At 62.2% G+C, this 16,809-nt stretch carries 19 protein-coding genes; 3 read left to right on the plus strand and 16 right to left on the minus strand.

What is annotated here, in order from left to right; translation table 11 throughout:
- Nucleotides 1-24 precede the first annotated feature (24 nt).
- From dnaG to ybiB, 5 genes are all read right to left on the minus strand, one after another.
- Entirely contained in the window at nucleotides 25-1,821 is a 1,797-nt protein-coding gene (dnaG, locus tag ASD58_RS04480) for a DNA primase (protein ID WP_057259900.1), read from the minus strand.
- Between the two features lie 149 nt (nucleotides 1,822-1,970).
- Entirely contained in the window at nucleotides 1,971-2,420 is a 450-nt protein-coding gene (locus tag ASD58_RS04485) for a GatB/YqeY domain-containing protein (RefSeq protein WP_057259901.1), read from the minus strand.
- A gap of 125 nt (nucleotides 2,421-2,545) precedes the next feature.
- The gene (gene rpsU / locus ASD58_RS04490) at nucleotides 2,546-2,758 is read right to left on the minus strand and encodes a 30S ribosomal protein S21 (protein WP_005665410.1); all 213 of its coding nucleotides are present in this window, start codon (nucleotides 2,756-2,758) and stop codon (nucleotides 2,546-2,548) included.
- 198 nt (nucleotides 2,759-2,956) lie between these two features.
- A complete protein-coding gene (locus ASD58_RS04495) occupies nucleotides 2,957-4,168 on the minus strand; it encodes an NAD(P)/FAD-dependent oxidoreductase (protein ID WP_057259902.1) in 1,212 nt (403 codons plus the stop codon).
- Nucleotides 4,169-4,204: 36 nt separating this feature from the next.
- Nucleotides 4,205-5,164, minus strand: coding sequence for a DNA-binding protein YbiB (gene ybiB, locus ASD58_RS04500; RefSeq protein WP_057259903.1), 960 nt, complete (start codon nucleotides 5,162-5,164; stop codon nucleotides 4,205-4,207).
- 73 nt (nucleotides 5,165-5,237) lie between these two features.
- On the opposite strand from ybiB, the gene ASD58_RS04505 reads away from it, so the two are divergent.
- Nucleotides 5,238-6,296 (plus strand): 3-deoxy-7-phosphoheptulonate synthase, encoded by a 1,059-nt coding sequence (locus ASD58_RS04505; protein WP_057259904.1) that lies wholly within the window; start codon nucleotides 5,238-5,240, stop codon nucleotides 6,294-6,296.
- Nucleotides 6,297-6,387: 91 nt separating this feature from the next.
- Here ASD58_RS04505 and ASD58_RS04510 read toward each other — a convergent pair whose 3' ends face one another.
- A complete protein-coding gene (locus ASD58_RS04510) occupies nucleotides 6,388-6,843 on the minus strand; it encodes an OsmC family protein (RefSeq protein ID WP_057259905.1) in 456 nt (151 codons plus the stop codon).
- A complete protein-coding gene (locus tag ASD58_RS04515; RefSeq protein ID WP_156401150.1) occupies nucleotides 6,840-7,469 on the minus strand; it encodes a GntR family transcriptional regulator in 630 nt (209 codons plus the stop codon). Before ASD58_RS04515 ends, ASD58_RS04510 begins: the two co-directional genes overlap by 4 nt.
- Before the next feature lie 87 nt (nucleotides 7,470-7,556).
- On the opposite strand from ASD58_RS04515, the gene tsaD reads away from it, so the two are divergent.
- Entirely contained in the window at nucleotides 7,557-8,591 is a 1,035-nt protein-coding gene (gene tsaD / locus ASD58_RS04520) for a tRNA (adenosine(37)-N6)-threonylcarbamoyltransferase complex transferase subunit TsaD (RefSeq protein ID WP_057259907.1), read from the plus strand.
- On the opposite strand, the gene ASD58_RS31055 is transcribed toward tsaD, so the two are convergent.
- The 6 genes from ASD58_RS31055 to ASD58_RS04545 all read right to left on the minus strand — a co-directional run bounded on the left by ASD58_RS31055 (nucleotide 8,592) and on the right by ASD58_RS04545 (nucleotide 13,707).
- A complete protein-coding gene (locus ASD58_RS31055; RefSeq protein WP_156401151.1) occupies nucleotides 8,592-8,759 on the minus strand; it encodes a hypothetical protein in 168 nt (55 codons plus the stop codon). It abuts the gene before it with no gap.
- A 71-nt stretch (nucleotides 8,760-8,830) separates the two neighbouring features.
- The gene (locus ASD58_RS04525) at nucleotides 8,831-9,625 is read right to left on the minus strand and encodes an ABC transporter ATP-binding protein (protein ID WP_057259908.1); all 795 of its coding nucleotides are present in this window, start codon (nucleotides 9,623-9,625) and stop codon (nucleotides 8,831-8,833) included.
- 1 nt (nucleotide 9,626) lies between these two features.
- Nucleotides 9,627-10,565 carry a nitrate ABC transporter permease gene (gene ntrB, locus ASD58_RS04530; protein WP_057259909.1) on the minus strand — a complete coding sequence of 313 codons (939 nt, stop codon included), beginning with the start codon at nucleotides 10,563-10,565 and terminating at the stop codon, nucleotides 9,627-9,629.
- Between the two features lie 11 nt (nucleotides 10,566-10,576).
- A complete protein-coding gene (locus ASD58_RS04535) occupies nucleotides 10,577-11,797 on the minus strand; it encodes a CmpA/NrtA family ABC transporter substrate-binding protein (protein WP_057259910.1) in 1,221 nt (406 codons plus the stop codon).
- A 117-nt stretch (nucleotides 11,798-11,914) separates the two neighbouring features.
- Nucleotides 11,915-12,823 carry a LysR family transcriptional regulator gene (locus ASD58_RS04540; RefSeq protein ID WP_057259911.1) on the minus strand — a complete coding sequence of 303 codons (909 nt, stop codon included), beginning with the start codon at nucleotides 12,821-12,823 and terminating at the stop codon, nucleotides 11,915-11,917.
- Nucleotides 12,805-13,707, minus strand: a complete 903-nt coding sequence (locus tag ASD58_RS04545) for a LysR family transcriptional regulator (RefSeq protein WP_307176935.1) — start codon at nucleotides 13,705-13,707, stop codon at nucleotides 12,805-12,807. The genes ASD58_RS04540 and ASD58_RS04545 overlap by 19 nt, the downstream gene beginning before the upstream one ends.
- Nucleotides 13,708-13,812: 105 nt before the next feature.
- Here ASD58_RS04545 and ASD58_RS04550 point away from each other — a divergent pair, with 105 nt between their 5' ends.
- Entirely contained in the window at nucleotides 13,813-14,667 is an 855-nt protein-coding gene (locus tag ASD58_RS04550; RefSeq protein ID WP_057259912.1) for an oxidoreductase, read from the plus strand.
- Here the strand turns inward: ASD58_RS04550 and ASD58_RS32695 are convergent.
- From ASD58_RS32695 to ASD58_RS04560, 3 genes are read right to left on the minus strand one after another with little or no spacing between them, the layout of a single operon-like run.
- Nucleotides 14,664-14,831, minus strand: a complete 168-nt coding sequence (locus tag ASD58_RS32695; RefSeq protein ID WP_307176937.1) for a hypothetical protein — start codon at nucleotides 14,829-14,831, stop codon at nucleotides 14,664-14,666. The genes ASD58_RS04550 and ASD58_RS32695 overlap by 4 nt on opposite strands.
- Nucleotides 14,828-15,502, minus strand: a complete 675-nt coding sequence (locus ASD58_RS04555; protein ID WP_307176938.1) for an ion transporter — start codon at nucleotides 15,500-15,502, stop codon at nucleotides 14,828-14,830. Before ASD58_RS04555 ends, ASD58_RS32695 begins: the two co-directional genes overlap by 4 nt.
- Nucleotides 15,499-16,725: a metal-dependent hydrolase gene (locus ASD58_RS04560; protein ID WP_057259913.1), complete on the minus strand. Its 1,227-nt coding sequence runs from the start codon at nucleotides 16,723-16,725 to the stop codon at nucleotides 15,499-15,501. Before ASD58_RS04560 ends, ASD58_RS04555 begins: the two co-directional genes overlap by 4 nt.
- Between the last annotated feature and the right edge of the window lie 84 nt (nucleotides 16,726-16,809).

Below are 16,809 nucleotides of genomic sequence, written 5' to 3' on the forward strand. Positions count from 1 at the left end.
GAAGGTTTGCGTGCGTGCCGGCAATTACCTCGGGCTTAAATCGGCTTCAGCTTCCTTCCTTAGTTGATCTTGCTTGGCAGTAATTTCGCGGTAGCGTACACCAATTTCCTCGGAGGACAAACCAGCGCTGAACAGCTGGTCCAGCTCCTGTTTTAAAGCATCCATTTTCAAGTGGCGCACCGTAGCCAGCAACCACAACCGTTCACCTTCAATATCCGGTTCCGGCGCAGCGGCAATCTCGCCGATGAGCGCATCATAATCGCTGCCGGTTTCTTTCACCAACTGGCAGAAAGCGGCAAAGCTGCCCTGGTCTCCCAGCGATTGCGCCTGCACCATCAGCCAGACCAGGCGCTCAGCGGCTTCCTGGCCGAAATGGCTGAAGGCAAGCAGCGCTTCGTCGTCCAGTTCCAGCGCCAGCGTCGGGTGTGTCAGCACCACACGGATCAGTTTCAGTTCCAGCCCTACCGGCTGCTCACGCCGGCTCTTGGGCGGCGCTACCTTATTAGCAGCCACCGGCTTGGCCAGCTCGAACAGCTGCTCCACCTCGCCTGGCGTACTCTGCGTCATGGTCGCCAGGCCGCGCACGATTTGAAGGCGCAGCGAGGTCGGCGGCATTGCCTGCAGCAGTGGCTTGGCGTCGAACTGGACGCGGGCCCGGCCTTCAGGCGATGTTAAATCATGTTCGCCGGCAGCCTCGCGCAGCAGGAACTGGGACAGCGGCATCGCTTCATGCACCTGCTGTTCGAACGCCTGGGCGCCATACTCACGAATATAGCTGTCCGGGTCGTGCTCAGCCGGCAGGAACAGGAACTTGATCGTCTTGTCATCCGATACGTGCGGCAGACAGGCTTCCAGCGCACGCCTTGCAGCGCGGCGGCCGGCCTTGTCGCCATCGAAACTGAAGATCACGTTGTCGGTTTGACGCAACAACTTCTGGACGTGGGTCGTGGTGCAAGCGGTTCCCAGCGTCGCGACCGCCTGGGGGAAGCCCATCTGGGCCAGCGCCACCACGTCCATATAGCCTTCCGTCACCAGTACATAGCCCGCATCGCGGATGGCCTGGCGCGCTTCGAACAAGCCATACAGCTCCGAGCCCTTTGAAAATAAAGGCGTTTCCGGGGAATTCAAGTACTTTGGCTCGCCCTGGTCCATGATGCGACCGCCAAAGGCGATCACCTGGCCCTTGGTATTGCGAATAGGGAACATTACCCGTTCGCGGAAGCGGTCATAGCGCTTGGTACGCTTGCCATCCTCATCCACGTTCTGGATGATCAGGCCGGCTTCGACGAGGACCGGGTTTTCATAGTCGGGAAACACTGCTTTCAAGCCGTCCCAGCCGCTTGGCGAATAGCCGAGGGCAAAGCGGGCCGCGATTTCACCGGTCAGGCCACGGCCTTTCAGGTAGCCGATCGCCTGCGGCGCCAGGCGCAATTGGGCCCGATAGAACTCGTTCGCTTTAGACATGGCGTCGGACAGCGCCATGGATTGCTGCTGCTGAGCCGCGCGCTGGGCCGGCGGGATTTTGTCGTCCTGCTCCGGCACCACCATGCCGACGTTCTGGGCCAGATCCTTGACCGCATCGACAAAGCCCATGCCCGAATACTCGATCAGGAAGCCGATCGCGGTGCCATGGGCGCCACAGCCGAAGCAGTGATAGAACTGCTTGGTCGGACTAACGGTAAAGCTAGGAGATTTTTCGCTGTGAAACGGGCACAGGCCCTGGAAATTGGCGCCGCCCTTTTTCAACTGGACGTAACGCCCCACCACATCGACGATATCGACGCGGTTCAGCAGGTCGGCAATAAATGACTGTGGAATCACGAGGCTGAACGGTATTTGTTATAAATCAGACTATACCGCCGCGCACAAAGGGAGTTTGATCCACCTCAACGCACGCGGCCCACGATATGGCTGAGCCCGTGTCACACTTGGGGTGTGACCCCATGGTGTGACACGAACTCGGCTGTAGATTATGCCGGGGTGAGGGCCTTTTTGACCAGTGCGGATACGACGGTCATGTCGGCGCGGCCTGCCAGCTTTGGCTTGACGATGGCCATGACTTTGCCCATGTCCTGTGGACCGGCGGCGCCGGACTCGGCCACGGCGGCCTTCACTTCGGCAGCGATCTCTTCGTCGGACAGGCCGGCTGGCATGTAATCCACCAGGAAGGCCAGTTCGGCTTTCTCGATGTCGGCCAGGTCGGAACGGCCACCAGCTTCGAACTGGGTGATCGAATCCTTGCGCTGCTTGATCATCTTCTCAACGATGGCCACGGTCTGGACGTCGTTGACTTCGATCTGCTCGTCCACTTCCTTGCGCTTGATCTCGGCCAGCAGCAGGCGGATGGTGGCCAGCTTGCCGGCTTCCTTGGCGCGCATGGCGGCTTTCATGTCATCAGTGATCTTTGCTTTCAGGCTCATAGCTACCTCAAAAGTGTGCGTGGAAAAAGGAAAACCCGCTGCGGCTTATACCGGAGCGGGTTGAAACTCTGGCGTAGGCATCCGTGGCGATCAATGCGCCTGCAAGAATGCCGACGAGAGCTGAATTAGTACAGCTTCTTAGGCAGTTGCTGGCTGCGGATGCGCTTGTAGTGGCGCTTCACGGCAGCTGCCAGCTTGCGCTTGCGCTCTGCGGTTGGCTTTTCGTAGAACTCGCGTGCGCGCAGTTCGGTCAGCAGACCGGTCTTTTCGATGGTGCGCTTGAAGCGACGCATTGCGACTTCGAACGGCTCGTTTTCTTTAAGGCGGATAGTAGTCATGTAAAAATTCAAACCGTTAGGGTTCAGGAAAGACAGCGATATTAGCAGGTTTTGCTCAAAAATGGAAGAGACAATAGACGCCAAACCGGCCACTCAGGCGGTTCCGAAGGGGATATCGACGTCTTTTCGCGGGCAATATTTCAGCCGAGCTAACATCATGAATCCGGCGAAAAATGCGTTGCCGGAAGTGGAATGATATCAGATCGCGAGGCCAGCAGCCACTCCGGATGCCCAGGCCCATTGGAAGTTGTAGCCGCCCAGCCATCCAGTCACGTCCACCGTTTCACCGATGAAGTACAGCCCCGGCACGTTCTTGCATTCCATCGATTGCTGGGACAGCTCGCGGGTGTCCACGCCGCCGCGCGTGACCTCGGCCTTGCGATAGCCTTCCGAGCCGTTCGGCGTGATGGTCCACTGGTTGACGGCACGGCCCAGCTTGCGCAGGGTGTCGTCCTTCATATCGGCAATACGCGCTTCAGGGTCCAGGCCTTGCACTTGTAGCAAGCCTTCGGCCAGGCGGCTCGGCAGCCATTGCGACAGCAGGTTGCCGAGTTGCTTCTTCAGCGTGCCCTTCCCCTCGATCAGCGCCTGCGCCAGGTCCATCTCCGGCAGCAGGTTGATGGTGATCGGGGTGCCGGGCTGCCAGAACGAGGAAATCTGCAGGATGGCGGGGCCACTCAGGCCGCGGTGGGTGAACAGCAGGTCTTCACGGAAGCGCGCGCCGGTCGGGTTGCGGCCTTTCAGCGCGCCGGTTTCCACGTCCACTTCCAGCGAAACGCCGGACAGCGGCACGAACGGTGCCCATTCCTGGGCGTCGAAAGTCAGCGGCACCAGGGCGGGGCGTGGGTCAACCAGCTTCAGGCCGAACTGCTTGGCAATCCGGTAGCCGAAATCGGTCGCACCGATTTTTGGAATCGACAGGCCGCCAGTGGCGACAACAATCGACGCTGCATGAATTTCTTCACCTTCGTCCGTTTGCAGGATGTAGCCGGCGCCATTCTGCTTCAGGTCATCCACTTTCGCAGGCATCCGCCAGTGCACATTGCCGTCGGAGCATTCATCCTTCAACATCTGGATGATCTGCTCTGCGGAATCGTCGCAGAACAGTTGTCCTTTATGCTTTTCGTGGAAGCCGATACGGTGCTTCTTCACCATCGCCAGGAAATCGTGCGGCGTGAAGCGCGACAGCGCGCTCTTGGCGAAGTGCGGATTCTCGGACAGGAAATTCGCGGGGCCGGCGTTAATATTAGTGAAGTTACAACGACCACCGCCGGAGATGCGGATCTTCTCCGCCAGTTTCTCGGCATGGTCGAGCAGCACCACGCGCTTGCCGCGCTTGCCAGCGGTCGCCGCGCACATCATGCCCGCCGCGCCCGCGCCGATCACCGCTACATCGTACTGTTTTGCCATTTCCTGCCGCCCTGCCCCGATACCAAACCCACCATTTTACAGGAGGGCGGCACCGCTAGCGAGAGCGCGGGCAACATCTTTGCAGTGGGCCACCTGCTGGGCAATCGAGTCCGGCACCGGGATTGCGCCGCGCAGCACGGCCTGGATCCAGGCGGCGGTGGACTCGGCACTCTTATCTTCCGGCAGCTCGGGCAGTTTTTCGACCAGCGTCTGCTTCTCGACCAGCACGGTGCGCTCGCCGCCGTGGAACCAGTCGATCTTCTGCGCCTTGTTGGCATTGGCGACGGTCTCGCCTTCGGTGCCGCGCATCAGGAAGGCGTGGCCTTTGTTCAACGTGAAGAACTCGCCCAGCGATTCCAGGTATTCGGGATGCGTGTAGGACACCAGCCGCAGTGCGGGCCCTTCAAACGGCTGCAAGATCTTCACCAGCGTATGGGTCGAGTTGCGCACGCCGAGGATGCGCCGCAGCGACAGCATCCACGCCAGCCGCGGCGCCAGCGCGTCGATGGTGATGAAGGCGACGCGGCCATCCGCCAGCGCCGCCTCGGCCGCCGCATGGTCGGGCGAAGCATGCACGCCCAACGCTTCGAAAACTTCCGCCGTGGCGACGCGGCCAACGTCATGCGCCACGCCGTGCACCAGCACCGGCACGCCTTCGCGCGCCAGCAGCAGCGCCAGCAGGGCCGTCAGGTTGGCCATCTTGCGCGCGCCGTTGTAACTGGGGATAAGCACCGGCGCGAACTCGCCTGCCGGCGCACGCAGCTTGTCGAACGAGGCTTCGGAAGCTTCCAGGAAGCCTTCCAGCTCCTCTACAGATTCGCCCTTGATGCGCATCGACAGCAGGATGCCACCCAGTTCAAGATCGGATACGCGTCCATCGAGAATCGCGCCCCACAATTCGCGCGCCTGCTCGCGGTCCATGCTGCGGGCGCCCTTCGCGCCCCGGCCGATTTCCTTGATGAACGGAGCGGCCTGGAAAGGTTGTTTGGTCGTCATTCAGCCAGTTTACGGCATTTCGGCTACACTGTTAGATCCCCCAAGAAAAAACACAGTGAAAAGCAGACTGATCATGATTGCCCAAAACCTCGAAAACATTAACGTTACCTCGTTCGCATCGATGCCTACCCCTGAGGAGCTGCATGCGAAACTGCCGCTGACCGACAAGGCCTCCGACACCGTTACCAAGGGTCGCGCCGACCTGCGCGCCATCCTGGAGCGCAAGGACAAGCGCCTGTTCGTCGTCGTCGGCCCTTGCTCCATCCATGACCCGGTCGCGGGCCTGGACTATGCGCGCCGCCTGAAAGCGCTGCAGGAAGAAGTCAAGGACACCATGCTGCTGGTAATGCGCGTGTATTTCGAAAAGCCGCGCACCACCACCGGCTGGAAGGGTTATATCAACGATCCGTATATGGACGATTCGTTCCGCGTCGACGTCGGCATGGAAAAGGCGCGCCAGTTCCTGCTCGACGTGTGTGAACTGGGCCTGCCAACCGCCACCGAGGCGTTGGACCCGATCTCGCCCCAGTACCTGGGCGACCTGATCGCCTGGACCGCCATCGGCGCCCGCACCACGGAGTCCCAGACCCACCGCGAAATGTCGTCGGGCCTGTCGACGCCTGTAGGCTTCAAGAACGGCACGGACGGCGACATCGGCATCGCGATCAACGCGATCCTGTCGGCGGCGAATCCGCACGCCTTCCTGGGCATTAACAGCCAGGGCAATGTGTCTGTCGTGCGCACGCGGGGCAATCCGCATGGCCACGTGGTGCTGCGCGGGGGCGACGGCCGGCCAAACTATGATTCCGTCTCGGTGGCGATCGCTGAACAATCGCTGCAGAAGGCCAAGCTGCCAGCCAATATCGTGATCGACTGCTCGCACGCCAACTCGTACAAGAAGCCGGAATTGCAACCGCTGGTGATGACCGATGTGGTCAACCAGATCGTGCACGGCAACGAGTCCGTCGTCGGTGTGATGATCGAGTCGAACATTGTGGCGGGCAACCAGAAGATCCCATCGGACCTGTCCGAGCTGAAATACGGCTGCTCCGTGACCGATGCCTGCATCGATTGGGAGACCACGGTTCGCGTACTGAAAGAGGCAGACCTCGAGCTGCGCGCCCGGCCTTAAAACCGGTACCCCGGTCGGTTGGCCGCCCCGTCTGACCCGCAGGGTCAGACGNGCGGGTCAGACGGGGCGGCCAACCGACCGGGGCACCGGTTTAGAATCGCCAGCTCCCCTCAACGCGAATCTCGGACTTGACCGACCGCGCCAGGAAACACTCCCCATGCGCCTCATGGTGCAAGCGCTCCAGCTCCGCATCCGTCGGCGCCTTCTCGCCTGAGAACGCAACCATCGGCTTCAGCGTCACCACGCCGATCCAGCCATCCGCCATCATCCCTTCCGCCGCATCGACATAGCTGTCGACCACATACCCATCCCGTGCCGCCAGGCTCAGGAACCACAGCATATGGCAGCTCGATAACGAAGCGACATACGCCTCCTCCGGATCCACCGCAGAAGGATCGGACAGCGGCACCCGCACCACGTGCGGCGACGACGAGCCCGGCACCACCATGCCGCCATCAAACGTCCACTTATGCAGCCGGCTGTAACGGTTATCGGTGAATTTTGCATCATGTCGATGCCATGCAACTTCCGCGCTATGAATGCTCATGTCATGCTCCTTTCAGTTTCGCGCAGGTGCCCGGCCAACATGGCGCAAGCCCCCTCTGCATCACCTGCCCTCACCAGCGCGATCAGGCGCTGGTGCTCATCATTCCATTCCGGGCGGCGTGCTTCAGGCCCGAGCCGCGCCAAGTAGAAACGCTCAACCGACGCCCGCAGGCTGCCCACCAACTGCAGGCTGCGCGGCCGCGCACTCGGCGCATACAACTCATCGTGAAAGGCCCGGTCAAGCCGCAGCCACTCCATCGGCACTGTCTCGCCATCCAGTTCGTGCTGGATCGCTTCAAGCCGGCGTAGGCTGCGCTCCGTATGGCAGGGCACCGCGCGCCGCAATACGTCCGTTTCCAGCAGCACGCGCAGGTCGAACAGCTCCTGCAACTCCGCGGCGCTAAGCGTCGTCACGAACGCGCCGCGATTGGGCTCGATCTGCACCAGGCCTTCCGCCTGCAGGGAATTGAGCGCTTCGCGCACGGGAATGCGGCTGGTGCCGAATTGTTCGGCCAGTTCGGCCTGGCGCAGCACGGCGCCGGGCGCCAGCTTGCCGCTGCTGATGTCGGCGCGCAGGGCCGCCAGGATGGCCGGACCGCCTTGCGCACGAGGTGGAGGTGTCTTCATGCGGTAAATTGTATACACGTATACCAATCATCGCAAGCAGGCTTTCCATTACAATGGCGGATTGCCCTTTACCCTTTGCGCATTCCAATGATCGTTCTCGGCGTCGAATCCTCTTGTGACGAAACCGGCCTGGCCCTGTATGACACGCAGCGCGGCCTGCTCTCGCACGCCCTGCATTCGCAGGTGGCGATGCACGAGGAATACGGTGGCGTAGTGCCGGAACTGGCCTCGCGCGACCATATCCGCCGCGCGATTCCGCTGCTGGAACAGGCCCTGGCCAAGGCCGATATGCCGGCCAGCGCGATCGACGCCATCGCTTACACGCAAGGACCCGGCCTGGCCGGTGCTTTGCTGGTGGGTTCGGCCATCGCCTGCTCCCTGGGCATGGCGCTGGATAAGCCGGTGCTGGGCGTGCACCATCTGGAAGGCCACCTGCTGTCGCCGTTGCTGGCCAGCGAGCCGCCGGAATTCCCCTTCGTGGCACTGCTGGTCTCCGGAGGCCATACACAGTTGATGCGTGTGGACGGCGTTGGCCAGTACGAGCTGCTGGGCGAAACACTGGATGACGCGGCCGGCGAGGCTTTCGACAAATCCGCCAAGCTGCTCGGCCTGGGCTACCCTGGCGGCCCGGCCATTTCGCGCATGGCCGAATTCGGCGATCCGGAAGCCTACAAGCTGCCGCGCCCCATGCTGCACTCGAAAGACTTGATGTTCTCGTTCTCCGGCCTGAAAACAGCGGTGCTGACAGTGGTGAACAACAACGGCGGCGCCGCCAATGTCTGCGAGCAGGACAAGGCCAACATCGCGCGCGGATTCGTGGATGCGATCGTGGATGTGCTGACGGCAAAATGCCTGTCCGCACTGAAGCAGACCGGCTTGAAACGCCTGGTGATTGCCGGTGGTGTAGGCGCAAACGCGCAACTGCGCGCGTCGCTGAACGCGGCAGCCAGGAAGAAGCACTTCAAGGTCTACTACCCGGAACTGGAATTCTGCACCGATAACGGCGCAATGATTGCCTTCGCCGGCGCCATGCGCCTGCAGATCAATCCACAGGCGGCGCAGCGGGATTATTCCTTCAACGTCCGTCCGCGTTGGCCGCTGGACGAACTGCGGGTCATTTGATCAGGCGAGCAGCCAGGCGCTCAGGCCTACCAGGGCCAGCAAGCCAGCTGCAATACCGGTACGCAGGCCGGTGTGGTTCATCTGCTGGCGCACCAGTTCGTGACGGTTCGGCTTATCGTCCCGCTTTGCTTCTTCGATAATTTTGTGCGACTGTACTTCGGTACTCATCAGGTGTCTCCATTTGTATAGACCACCAATGTAGCAGCAGAGCCGCTCTGCTGCCACACTTTTGTGCATTGCTATGCAGCAAAACGTTGTGCCGCACGTACTTGCTTTTGATATAGGAACTCCAGCACACTGGTCCGGTAGTCGAGATAGAGCGGATCCTGCGCCAGGGCCAGCCTGTCACGCGGGCGTTCCAGCCGTACTTTGACGATACCGCCAACGGTGGCAGCCGGTCCATTTGTCATCATGACAATGCGGTCGGACAGCAACACCGCCTCGTCCACATCATGCGTCACCATCACCACCGTGGCGCCCGTCGCGGCAACGATGCGCATCAATTCGTCCTGCAGGTGGGCGCGCGTCAGCGCGTCCAGCGCGCCGAACGGTTCATCCATCAGCAGCACCTTCGGTTCCATCGACAGCGCGCGGGCGATGCCGACGCGCTGCTTCATGCCGCCCGAAATTTCGTTGGGCCGCTTGCCGCCTGCTGCCGCCAGCCCCACCAGTTCCAGCGCCTTCCAGGTGCGTTCGTCCAGTTGGGCGCGCAGCTCCTTGCCGCCGAACACCCGCTCCACCGCGAGATAGATGTTTTCGAAGCAGGTCAGCCAGGGCAGCAGCGAATGGTTCTGGAACACCACCCCGCGCTCCGGTCCCGGCCCGGCAATCTCGCGGCCACTGCAAACCAGCACGCCGCTGCTTGCCCGGTTCAAGCCTGCGATCAGGTTGAGCAGTGTGGACTTGCCGCAGCCCGAATGGCCGATCAGGGTAATGAATTCGCCCTGCTCCACCGCCAGGTTGATGTCGCTCAGCGCGTGGAATTGGCCGAAGCGCATGTCGACCTTGCTGATATCGATAAATTTCGACGTCATCTCATTTCTCCTCATAGCTGAAGGCTTTGGCCAGCGCAACCAGCGCCAGTTCCAGCAGTAAGCCGACCATGCCGATCACGCCGATGGCGATCAGGATGTGCGGCACGTTCAGGTTGTTCCATTCGTCCCATACCCAGAAGCCGATGCCCACCCCGCCGGTCAGCATTTCTGCGGCGACGATCACCAGCCATGCGGTGCCGATCGCCAGCCGCACGCCTGTCAGCATGTAGGGCAATACGGAAGGCAGCAGGATCCTGGTCGCCACCTTCCATTCGGACAGGTCCAGCACGCGCGCCACGTTCAGGTAATCCTGCGGCACCCGCTGCACGCCGACGGCGGTGTTGACGATCATCGGCCAGATCGAGCAGATGAAGATGGCCCAGATCGCAGCCGGATCGGCAGCCTTGAACACCAGCAGGCCAATCGGCAACCAGGCCAATGGCGATACGGGCTTCAGCAAACTGATCAGAGGGCTGAACATGCCGTACACGAAGCTGAAGCGGCCGATCAGGAAACCAAGCGGAATGCCGACCAGCGCTGCCAGCCCGAAGCCCAGCGCCACCCGGCGCAGCGAAGCGAGAATATTCCAGCCTATGCCCTGGTCGTTCGGACCCTTGCGATAGAACGGATCGGCAAACAGCTTCACCGCTTCATGCCAGGTTTCCAGCGGGGTGGGAAAGCCAGCATTGCGTACCGCCAGGATTTGCCAGGCCAGCACCAGCAGCGACAAGCCAAGCAGCGGCGGCAGCACCTTCATCACGATGGGCCTCAGCCTTCCGCCCTCCGGCGCCAGGCGCACGCCTTTCGCCGCCAGCCGCGCACGGCGCGATGGCGTCGCCGCCCCGTCGGCAGCCGGACCAATGCCGGCTTGCGCCAGGGCCGTGGCAGCACTTTCGCGCGCTGCGCCCGGGGCCCCAATCGATTCGTAGAGTGCACTCATACGCCCTCCTTTCACGCTTTGATCTTGAACGAGTCGGCATACGCCTTGGGATTCTTGCCATCCCAAACCGCACCGTCGATCATCTTCACGCTGCGCAGCGGCGATTTCGGCACGTTCACCTTGGCCATGCTTGCCGCATCCTTGTAGACGTCGATCTGGTTGATCTGCGTGGCCACAGCCAGGTAATCCGGCTCCGCCTTCAGCAAGCCCCAGCGCTTTTGCTGCGTCAGGAACCACATGCCGTCGCTCAGGTATGGGAAGTTCACCGTGCCGTCGTTGAAGAACTTCATGTAGTTCGGATCATCCCAGGTCTTGCCCAGCCCGTTCTGGTAGCGTCCCATGATGCGCTGCCCAATCACGTCGACCGTGGTGTTGACGTAGGACTTGTCGGCGATAGCTTCGGCCATCTTCACCTTGTTCGACAAGGAGGCATCGATCCAGCGCCCTGCTTCCAATATCGCGGCGACGAGCGCCCGCGCGGTATTCGGGTACTTCTTCACCCACTCCGCGCTGGTTCCCAGCACCTTTTCCGGATGATCGCGCCAGATATCCTGCGTGGTGGTGGCGGTGATGCCGATGCCGTCCACGATCGCGCGGTGATTCCAGGGCTCGCCCACGCAGTAGCCGTCCATGTTCCCGATCCGCATATTGGCAACCATTTGCGGCGGCGGCACGGTGATCATCTTCGCGTCCTGCATCGGGTTGATGCCGTATGAAGCAAGCCAGTAGTACAGCCACATCGCATGGGTGCCAGTCGGGAAAGTCTGTGCAAAGGTATAGTCGCGCTGCTCGGTGCGCATCAACTTGGCCAGCGACGCGCCATCGACTGCCCCTTTGTCGGCAAGCTTCTTCGACAACGTGATCGCCTGGCCGTTGTGATTGAGGTTCATCAGCACGGCCATGTCCTTCTTCGGCCCGCCGGCACCAAGGTGCACGCCATAAACCAGGCCATACAGCACATGGGCTGCGTCAAGTTCGCCGTTCACCAGCTTGTCGCGCACGGCAGGCCAGGAAGCCTCCTTGCTCAGGACGATCTTGATGCCGTACTTCTTGTCGAAGCCCAGTACAGACGCCATCACGACCGAGGCGCAATCCGTGAGGGGAATGAAGCCGACTTTGACCTCTTCTTTTTCCGGCTTGTCGGAGCCTGCAGCCCAGGCGTAATTCGATAACGCAGTCGCAGCCCCTGCAGCAAGCAGGCGGCGACGGGTAAGGCTGAACGTGCGATCCATCTCTATCCCCGGTGAGTAAATAATGGGGATATTGCAAGCGCCGTGCCACCCCGCTTTCAGGGGGAAAGGCGGTGGAAATGCAGCACTGCGATTGTGCACTGCACCAACTTAGCGCCGTCAACGCACCGGCTGAAGCCTCGGATCGGTGCGCAAGCGCTCCGCCATCAAGTCGACAAAGCTGCGGATGCGGGTCGAACCCTGGCGGCTGTCGCGGTGGATGATATGGATAGGCACGGCCGGCGTGGCATAGTCCTGCAGCACCTCCACCAGTTCTCCTGCCTCGAGCAAGGCCGCCGCCTGGTAGGACAGCAGTCGCGCAATGCCGAAGCCGCTGCGCACTGCTTCAATGGCCGAGTCGTTATTGTTCACGCCCAGGCGCGGCTTGACCCGCAGCGACTGGGTGCTGCCGTTATGGTGGAAGCGCCAGTCGGGCGGCACGCTGGAGCCGGACGAGGCGACGATGGTGTGCTGCGCCAGTTCCTGCGGCGTGCGCGGAGCGCCATGCCTGGCGATATAGGAAGGCGAGGCAATGATCATGCGCCGCACCTGCCCAACCGGAATCGCCCGCATGCTCGAATCGGGCAGTTCGCCGATGCGGATGCCGACGTCGATGCCCTCCTCCAGCAGGTTGGTCACGCGGTCGACGAAGACGGTCGAGACATCCATCGCCGGATAACGCTGCAGGTAATCGACAATGCCCGGCATGACGTAAATGCGGCCAAACAGCACCGGCGCCGTGACCGTGAGATGCCCGCGCGGGGCCGCGTTGATCCCAGCCACCGCATCGTCAGCCTCGTCGACTTCCGCGATGATGCGGCGTGCATCATCCAGGTAGCGCTGGCCGGCTTCCGTCACGCGCACGTGGCGGGTAGTGCGGTCCAGCAGTTTGACGCCCAGCCTTTCTTCCAGCGCCGCTACCGCACGCGTGACGGCAGGCGGCGACATGCCGAGCCGGCGCGCGCCAGCCGCGAAGCCCTGCTCCTCGGCCACTGCCACGTAGACAGTCATCAGGTAAAGGCGGTCCATTTGCGTTTCACCATGAAGTCGATAAAGTGCCGCACGCGCATCGGCATGCGGCTGCGCTGCGGATAGTACATGTAAACGGCCGCGTTCGCCGTGACGTGGGTCGGCAGCAGATGTACCAGCCGTCCCTCGGCCAGGTCGCGCTCCACCATATACAGCGCCACCTGGCCGATGCCGACGCCGGCGCGTACCGCTTCTACCTCGCCTTCGGCCGTATTGAAGGTAGCAACACAGGGCACGTCCTGGAACACTGTGCCGCCCTGCCCTTTCAGCTCCCACGGGATGACGCGGCCGGTGTTGGGCTGGCGGAAGCCGGTACAGCGGTGCTGTAGCAGCTCTTCCACCGTGCGCGGCGCACCGTGGCGTTCGATATAGGCGGGCGAGGCGCAGATATACAGCGGGATCTTGCCCAACTGGCGTGCGACCAGGTTGCGTGCCGGCGGATTCCCCGCCCGGAAGCCGACGTCGATCTTCGATTCGATCAAATCGGTGAAATGGTCATCGAACAGCATGTCGAAATGGGCGCTTGGGTACAGCTCCTGGAATTCGCGCAGCAGCGGCGCCAGCATCACCGTGCCCAGCGAGGTAGGCGCGGCGATGCGGATCATGCCATCCAGCGCCTCGCGGCTGTTCTGCACATGGTCCAGCGCTTCATCCAGCAGGCGCAGGCCTGGGTTGGCCAGCTCGAACAGGCGTTGGCCTTCGTCGGTCAAGCTCAGGCTGCGCGTGGTGCGATGGAACAGGCGCACGCCGAGGTACTCCTCCAACTGGCGGATCGCTTTGCTGACCGCCTGCGCAGACAGGCCGGCATCCACCGCCGCCTGGCTGAAGCTGCCGGCGTGCACGACGCCGATGAATAGGGTGATGACGCGCGCTTTATCCATCATTTACAACCACTGGTTGAAGATCAATCACCATTACCGTGGCTAGTGTAGCAGCTTCGCGAAGCCTAATATCCCTTTACCAACCCACCTCACTGAAGGAGAAATATCATGTCAAACAAAGTCTGGTTCATCACCGGTGCCTCGCGCGGCTTCGGCCTCCTGATTGCCCGCGACGCCCTGGCGCGCGGCGACTCCGTGGTAGCTGCGGCCCGCAACCCGCAAGTGATCGTCGACGCCCTGGGCGTGCATCCCCAGCTGCTGCCTGTGCAGCTGGACGTCACCAAGGAAGCCGCTGCCATCGCCGCCACCCAGGCCGCAATCGAACGCTTCGGCCGCATCGACGTGTTGGTGAATAATGCCGGCTACGGTATCCTCGGCGCTGTCGAAGAGACTTCGGCGGAAGAAGTGCGCCGCAACTACGAGACCAATGTCTTCGGCCTGCTGAACGTAAGCCGCGCCGTGCTGCCGGTTATGCGCAGGCAGCATAGCGGCCATGTCATCAATATTTCCTCACTGGGTGGTTACCAGGCTTACTACGGCTGGGGTGTCTATGGCTCGACCAAGTTCGCGGTGGAAGGCTTGAGCGAATCGATGGCGCTGGAACTGGCGCCGCTGGGCGTGCACGTCACGGTGGTGGAACCTGGCTTCTTCCGCACCGACTTCCTCGACGCCACGTCGCTGGTCGAGACTGCGGTTCGCATTGAAGACTACCAGGACACGGTTGGCGCCATGCGCACCTTCGCGGCTGGCGCCAATCACGCACAGCCAGGCGATCCGGCCAAGCTGTCGCAAGCCTTGCTGATACTGGCCGATGCCGAGCAGCCGCCACTGCGACTGCAATTGGGCAGCGACGCCGTGGCCCGTGCCTACGCCAAGCACCAGCAGGTAGAACAGGAACTGGCGCAGTGGAAGGAGCTGGCGCTCTCGACCGACTTCGAACAGCCGCTCAGGCAGGCCGCTTAATTCGCCGGCAGCTTGCTGCCGCAGCTTTTGCAGAAGCGCGCCGACTGTTCATGGTCTCCGGCCAGGCAGCCGGCGCAGGTACGGGCCGAGCGGCGCTGCTGGCTGATTTCCGCGCTGATGATGCCCGTCGGTACCGCAAGGATGCCCCACCCGAGCAGCATCATGATCGACGCAATGGCCCGCCCCAGGTCCGTCTTCGGCACCAGGTCGCAAAACCCACTGTGGTCACGGCGGAAATCGCCCAGTAGACGGAAGTCGGGATGCTGGTGAAGCCATGTGCCGGCCCTTCGACCACGTACATGACGGTCCCCAGCAGGAAGACGATCATGAACACTACCGACAGGAAGATCAGGATCTTGCGGCGGCTGGCCAGCAAGGCCCGGCCCAGCATGCCGTATTCCTCGATATAGAGCGTGAGCTTGAGGATACGGAACATGCGCAGCAGGCGCAGGATGCGCACATTGAGCAGCACATGCACACCCGGCACGAACAGCGCCATATAGCTTGGCAGCACCGCCAGCAAATCGATCATTCCGAAGAAGCTGCGGGCATAACGCAGCGGGTGCCGCACGCACAGCAGGCGGCTGGCGTATTCAATGGTAAACAGCACCGTAAAGAACCATTCTGCCGCGAACAGCCAGTCGCCATAGTCGCGCGCCACCTCGGACACGCTGGCCAGCACCACCGTCGTCACGCTAAGCAGGATGGCGCCGATCAGAGCCAGGTCAAAGGCCATGCCGGCCGGTGTGTCGGATTCGAAGATGACGGCATAAAGTTTTTCGCGCCAGCCGCTTTCCGGCCTGCCAAAACGCTGATGCGGATCGTAGGACTTCACTGCGCGCTCCCCAGCAGGTCGGCGCGCGGCGTGCCCCAGCCTGGCACGCTGAAAGGACATTCCGGCTTCGCCGCCAGCATCAGCGTCGTAAAATTGCCGCGTGGCGTAGCCGCGAAACGCAGGTCGCTGGCCTGGGCCGCATCCACCGCCGGCATGCGTGCGAAGCGCAGCCACGCAGCGAGCTGGCAATCGACTGCCGCCCGGGCGCGCAAAGCCGCCAGGTTCCCCTGCCAGGAGCCGGACACCAGCACGCCCGGCACGGTACCGGCCATTTCCTGAGAAGCATCTGCCGTCAACGCCGCAGGACATTCGCGCGGCGGCAGCAGCGCAGGCGCAAGGCTCAAGTGCCCACGCCGGAGCTGGTAAGTGGTTCCATCCGACTCGATCGAGGTGAAGCTCCAGCACAGTGGTTGCGACGGGAAGGCGGTCAACGCCACATCCAGCACGCGCGCTTGCGGGTCTTGCAGCACCAGGGCCGCCGTCACCGCCTGGCGCGCCTTGTACGAAGCCGAGGCCTGGATGCCGACAAATGCCAGCACCACGCCAAGCGCCAGCAGCAGCGCACGCCGGCTGTGCATATGCATGAAGCGCAGCGCCGCCACCGCCCCGCCCAGCGCCACCAGTGCAGCAAACGAAGCCCAGCCAAGGTATCCATGCATCGTCACATACAGCAGGATCACCGGCAGGACCGCGAGCAGGGCGATGCGCATCCGCCGCGAAGGCGCCACCATCGCCAGCGGCACCCCGAACGCCACCCAGAATACCGGCTCGATAATGTAGACCATATCGCCGAAATACCAGCTCCCGCTGAAGGGATAGAACGGATGGACGCCGTAGTTGTTCATGAAGTCCATGCCAAGGTGCAGCAGCAAGCCAGCGGCCAGCGCCAGCAACAGCCCGCGCCGCGCGTCGCGGCTGTCGCGCAGCAGCGCCCGCGCATTCGGCCACAAGGCCCACAGCAAGACGAGCAGCAACAAAGCCTGCGGCAGCAGATAAAGCAAGGTATGCGTATGACCCCGATGGTGCAGCAGGTAACCCAGCGGCGCCGGCGCCAGCCGGGTGAACACCAGGTCGAGGTCAGGGAAATTACTGGCGAGGGCGCAAGCCGTCAACAGCAAGCGATGCCGCGTCTTGTGCCGCGCCGGATCAGCCTCCGGCGGCAGCGAGCGCTGAACCAGCTCGCCAACACCGAGGCCAACAACGCTATGAGTGATGTTATCCATGCTTGATGAAAGTCGGGGTCAGCTCCGGCAATCGGACATAAATTTCGCAAGCGAAATTTATGTCCGATTGCCGGAGCTGACCCC

Origin of the sequence: Duganella sp. Root1480D1 (assembly GCF_001427305.1) — a bacterium.
Taxonomy (GTDB): domain Bacteria; phylum Pseudomonadota; class Gammaproteobacteria; order Burkholderiales; family Burkholderiaceae_D; genus Rugamonas.

Bases quoted from the DNA above. Each gene is read 5' to 3' on its own strand.
- ASD58_RS04485 (WP_057259901.1), bottom strand. From the start codon at position 2,420: ATGAGCCTGAAAGCAAAGATCACTGATGACATGAAAGCCGCCATGCGC.
- rpsU (WP_005665410.1), bottom strand. From the start codon at position 2,758: ATGACTACTATCCGCCTTAAAGAAAACGAGCCGTTCGAAGTCGCAATG.
- ASD58_RS04495 (WP_057259902.1), bottom strand. From the start codon at position 4,168: ATGGCAAAACAGTACGATGTAGCGGTGATCGGCGCGGGCGCGGCGGGC.
- ybiB (WP_057259903.1), bottom strand. From the start codon at position 5,164: ATGACGACCAAACAACCTTTCCAGGCCGCTCCGTTCATCAAGGAAATC.
- ASD58_RS04505 (WP_057259904.1), top strand. From the start codon at position 5,238: ATGATTGCCCAAAACCTCGAAAACATTAACGTTACCTCGTTCGCATCG.
- ASD58_RS04510 (WP_057259905.1), bottom strand. From the start codon at position 6,843: ATGAGCATTCATAGCGCGGAAGTTGCATGGCATCGACATGATGCAAAA.
- ASD58_RS04515 (WP_156401150.1), bottom strand. From the start codon at position 7,469: ATGAAGACACCTCCACCTCGTGCGCAAGGCGGTCCGGCCATCCTGGCG.
- tsaD (WP_057259907.1), top strand. From the start codon at position 7,557: ATGATCGTTCTCGGCGTCGAATCCTCTTGTGACGAAACCGGCCTGGCC.
- ASD58_RS31055 (WP_156401151.1), bottom strand. From the start codon at position 8,759: ATGAGTACCGAAGTACAGTCGCACAAAATTATCGAAGAAGCAAAGCGG.
- ASD58_RS04525 (WP_057259908.1), bottom strand. From the start codon at position 9,625: ATGACGTCGAAATTTATCGATATCAGCAAGGTCGACATGCGCTTCGGC.
- ntrB (WP_057259909.1), bottom strand. From the start codon at position 10,565: ATGAGTGCACTCTACGAATCGATTGGGGCCCCGGGCGCAGCGCGCGAA.
- ASD58_RS04535 (WP_057259910.1), bottom strand. From the start codon at position 11,797: ATGGATCGCACGTTCAGCCTTACCCGTCGCCGCCTGCTTGCTGCAGGG.
- ASD58_RS04540 (WP_057259911.1), bottom strand. From the start codon at position 12,823: ATGGACCGCCTTTACCTGATGACTGTCTACGTGGCAGTGGCCGAGGAG.
- ASD58_RS04545 (WP_307176935.1), bottom strand. From the start codon at position 13,707: ATGATGGATAAAGCGCGCGTCATCACCCTATTCATCGGCGTCGTGCAC.
- ASD58_RS04550 (WP_057259912.1), top strand. From the start codon at position 13,813: ATGTCAAACAAAGTCTGGTTCATCACCGGTGCCTCGCGCGGCTTCGGC.
- ASD58_RS32695 (WP_307176937.1), bottom strand. From the start codon at position 14,831: ATGATGCTGCTCGGGTGGGGCATCCTTGCGGTACCGACGGGCATCATC.
- ASD58_RS04560 (WP_057259913.1), bottom strand. From the start codon at position 16,725: ATGGATAACATCACTCATAGCGTTGTTGGCCTCGGTGTTGGCGAGCTG.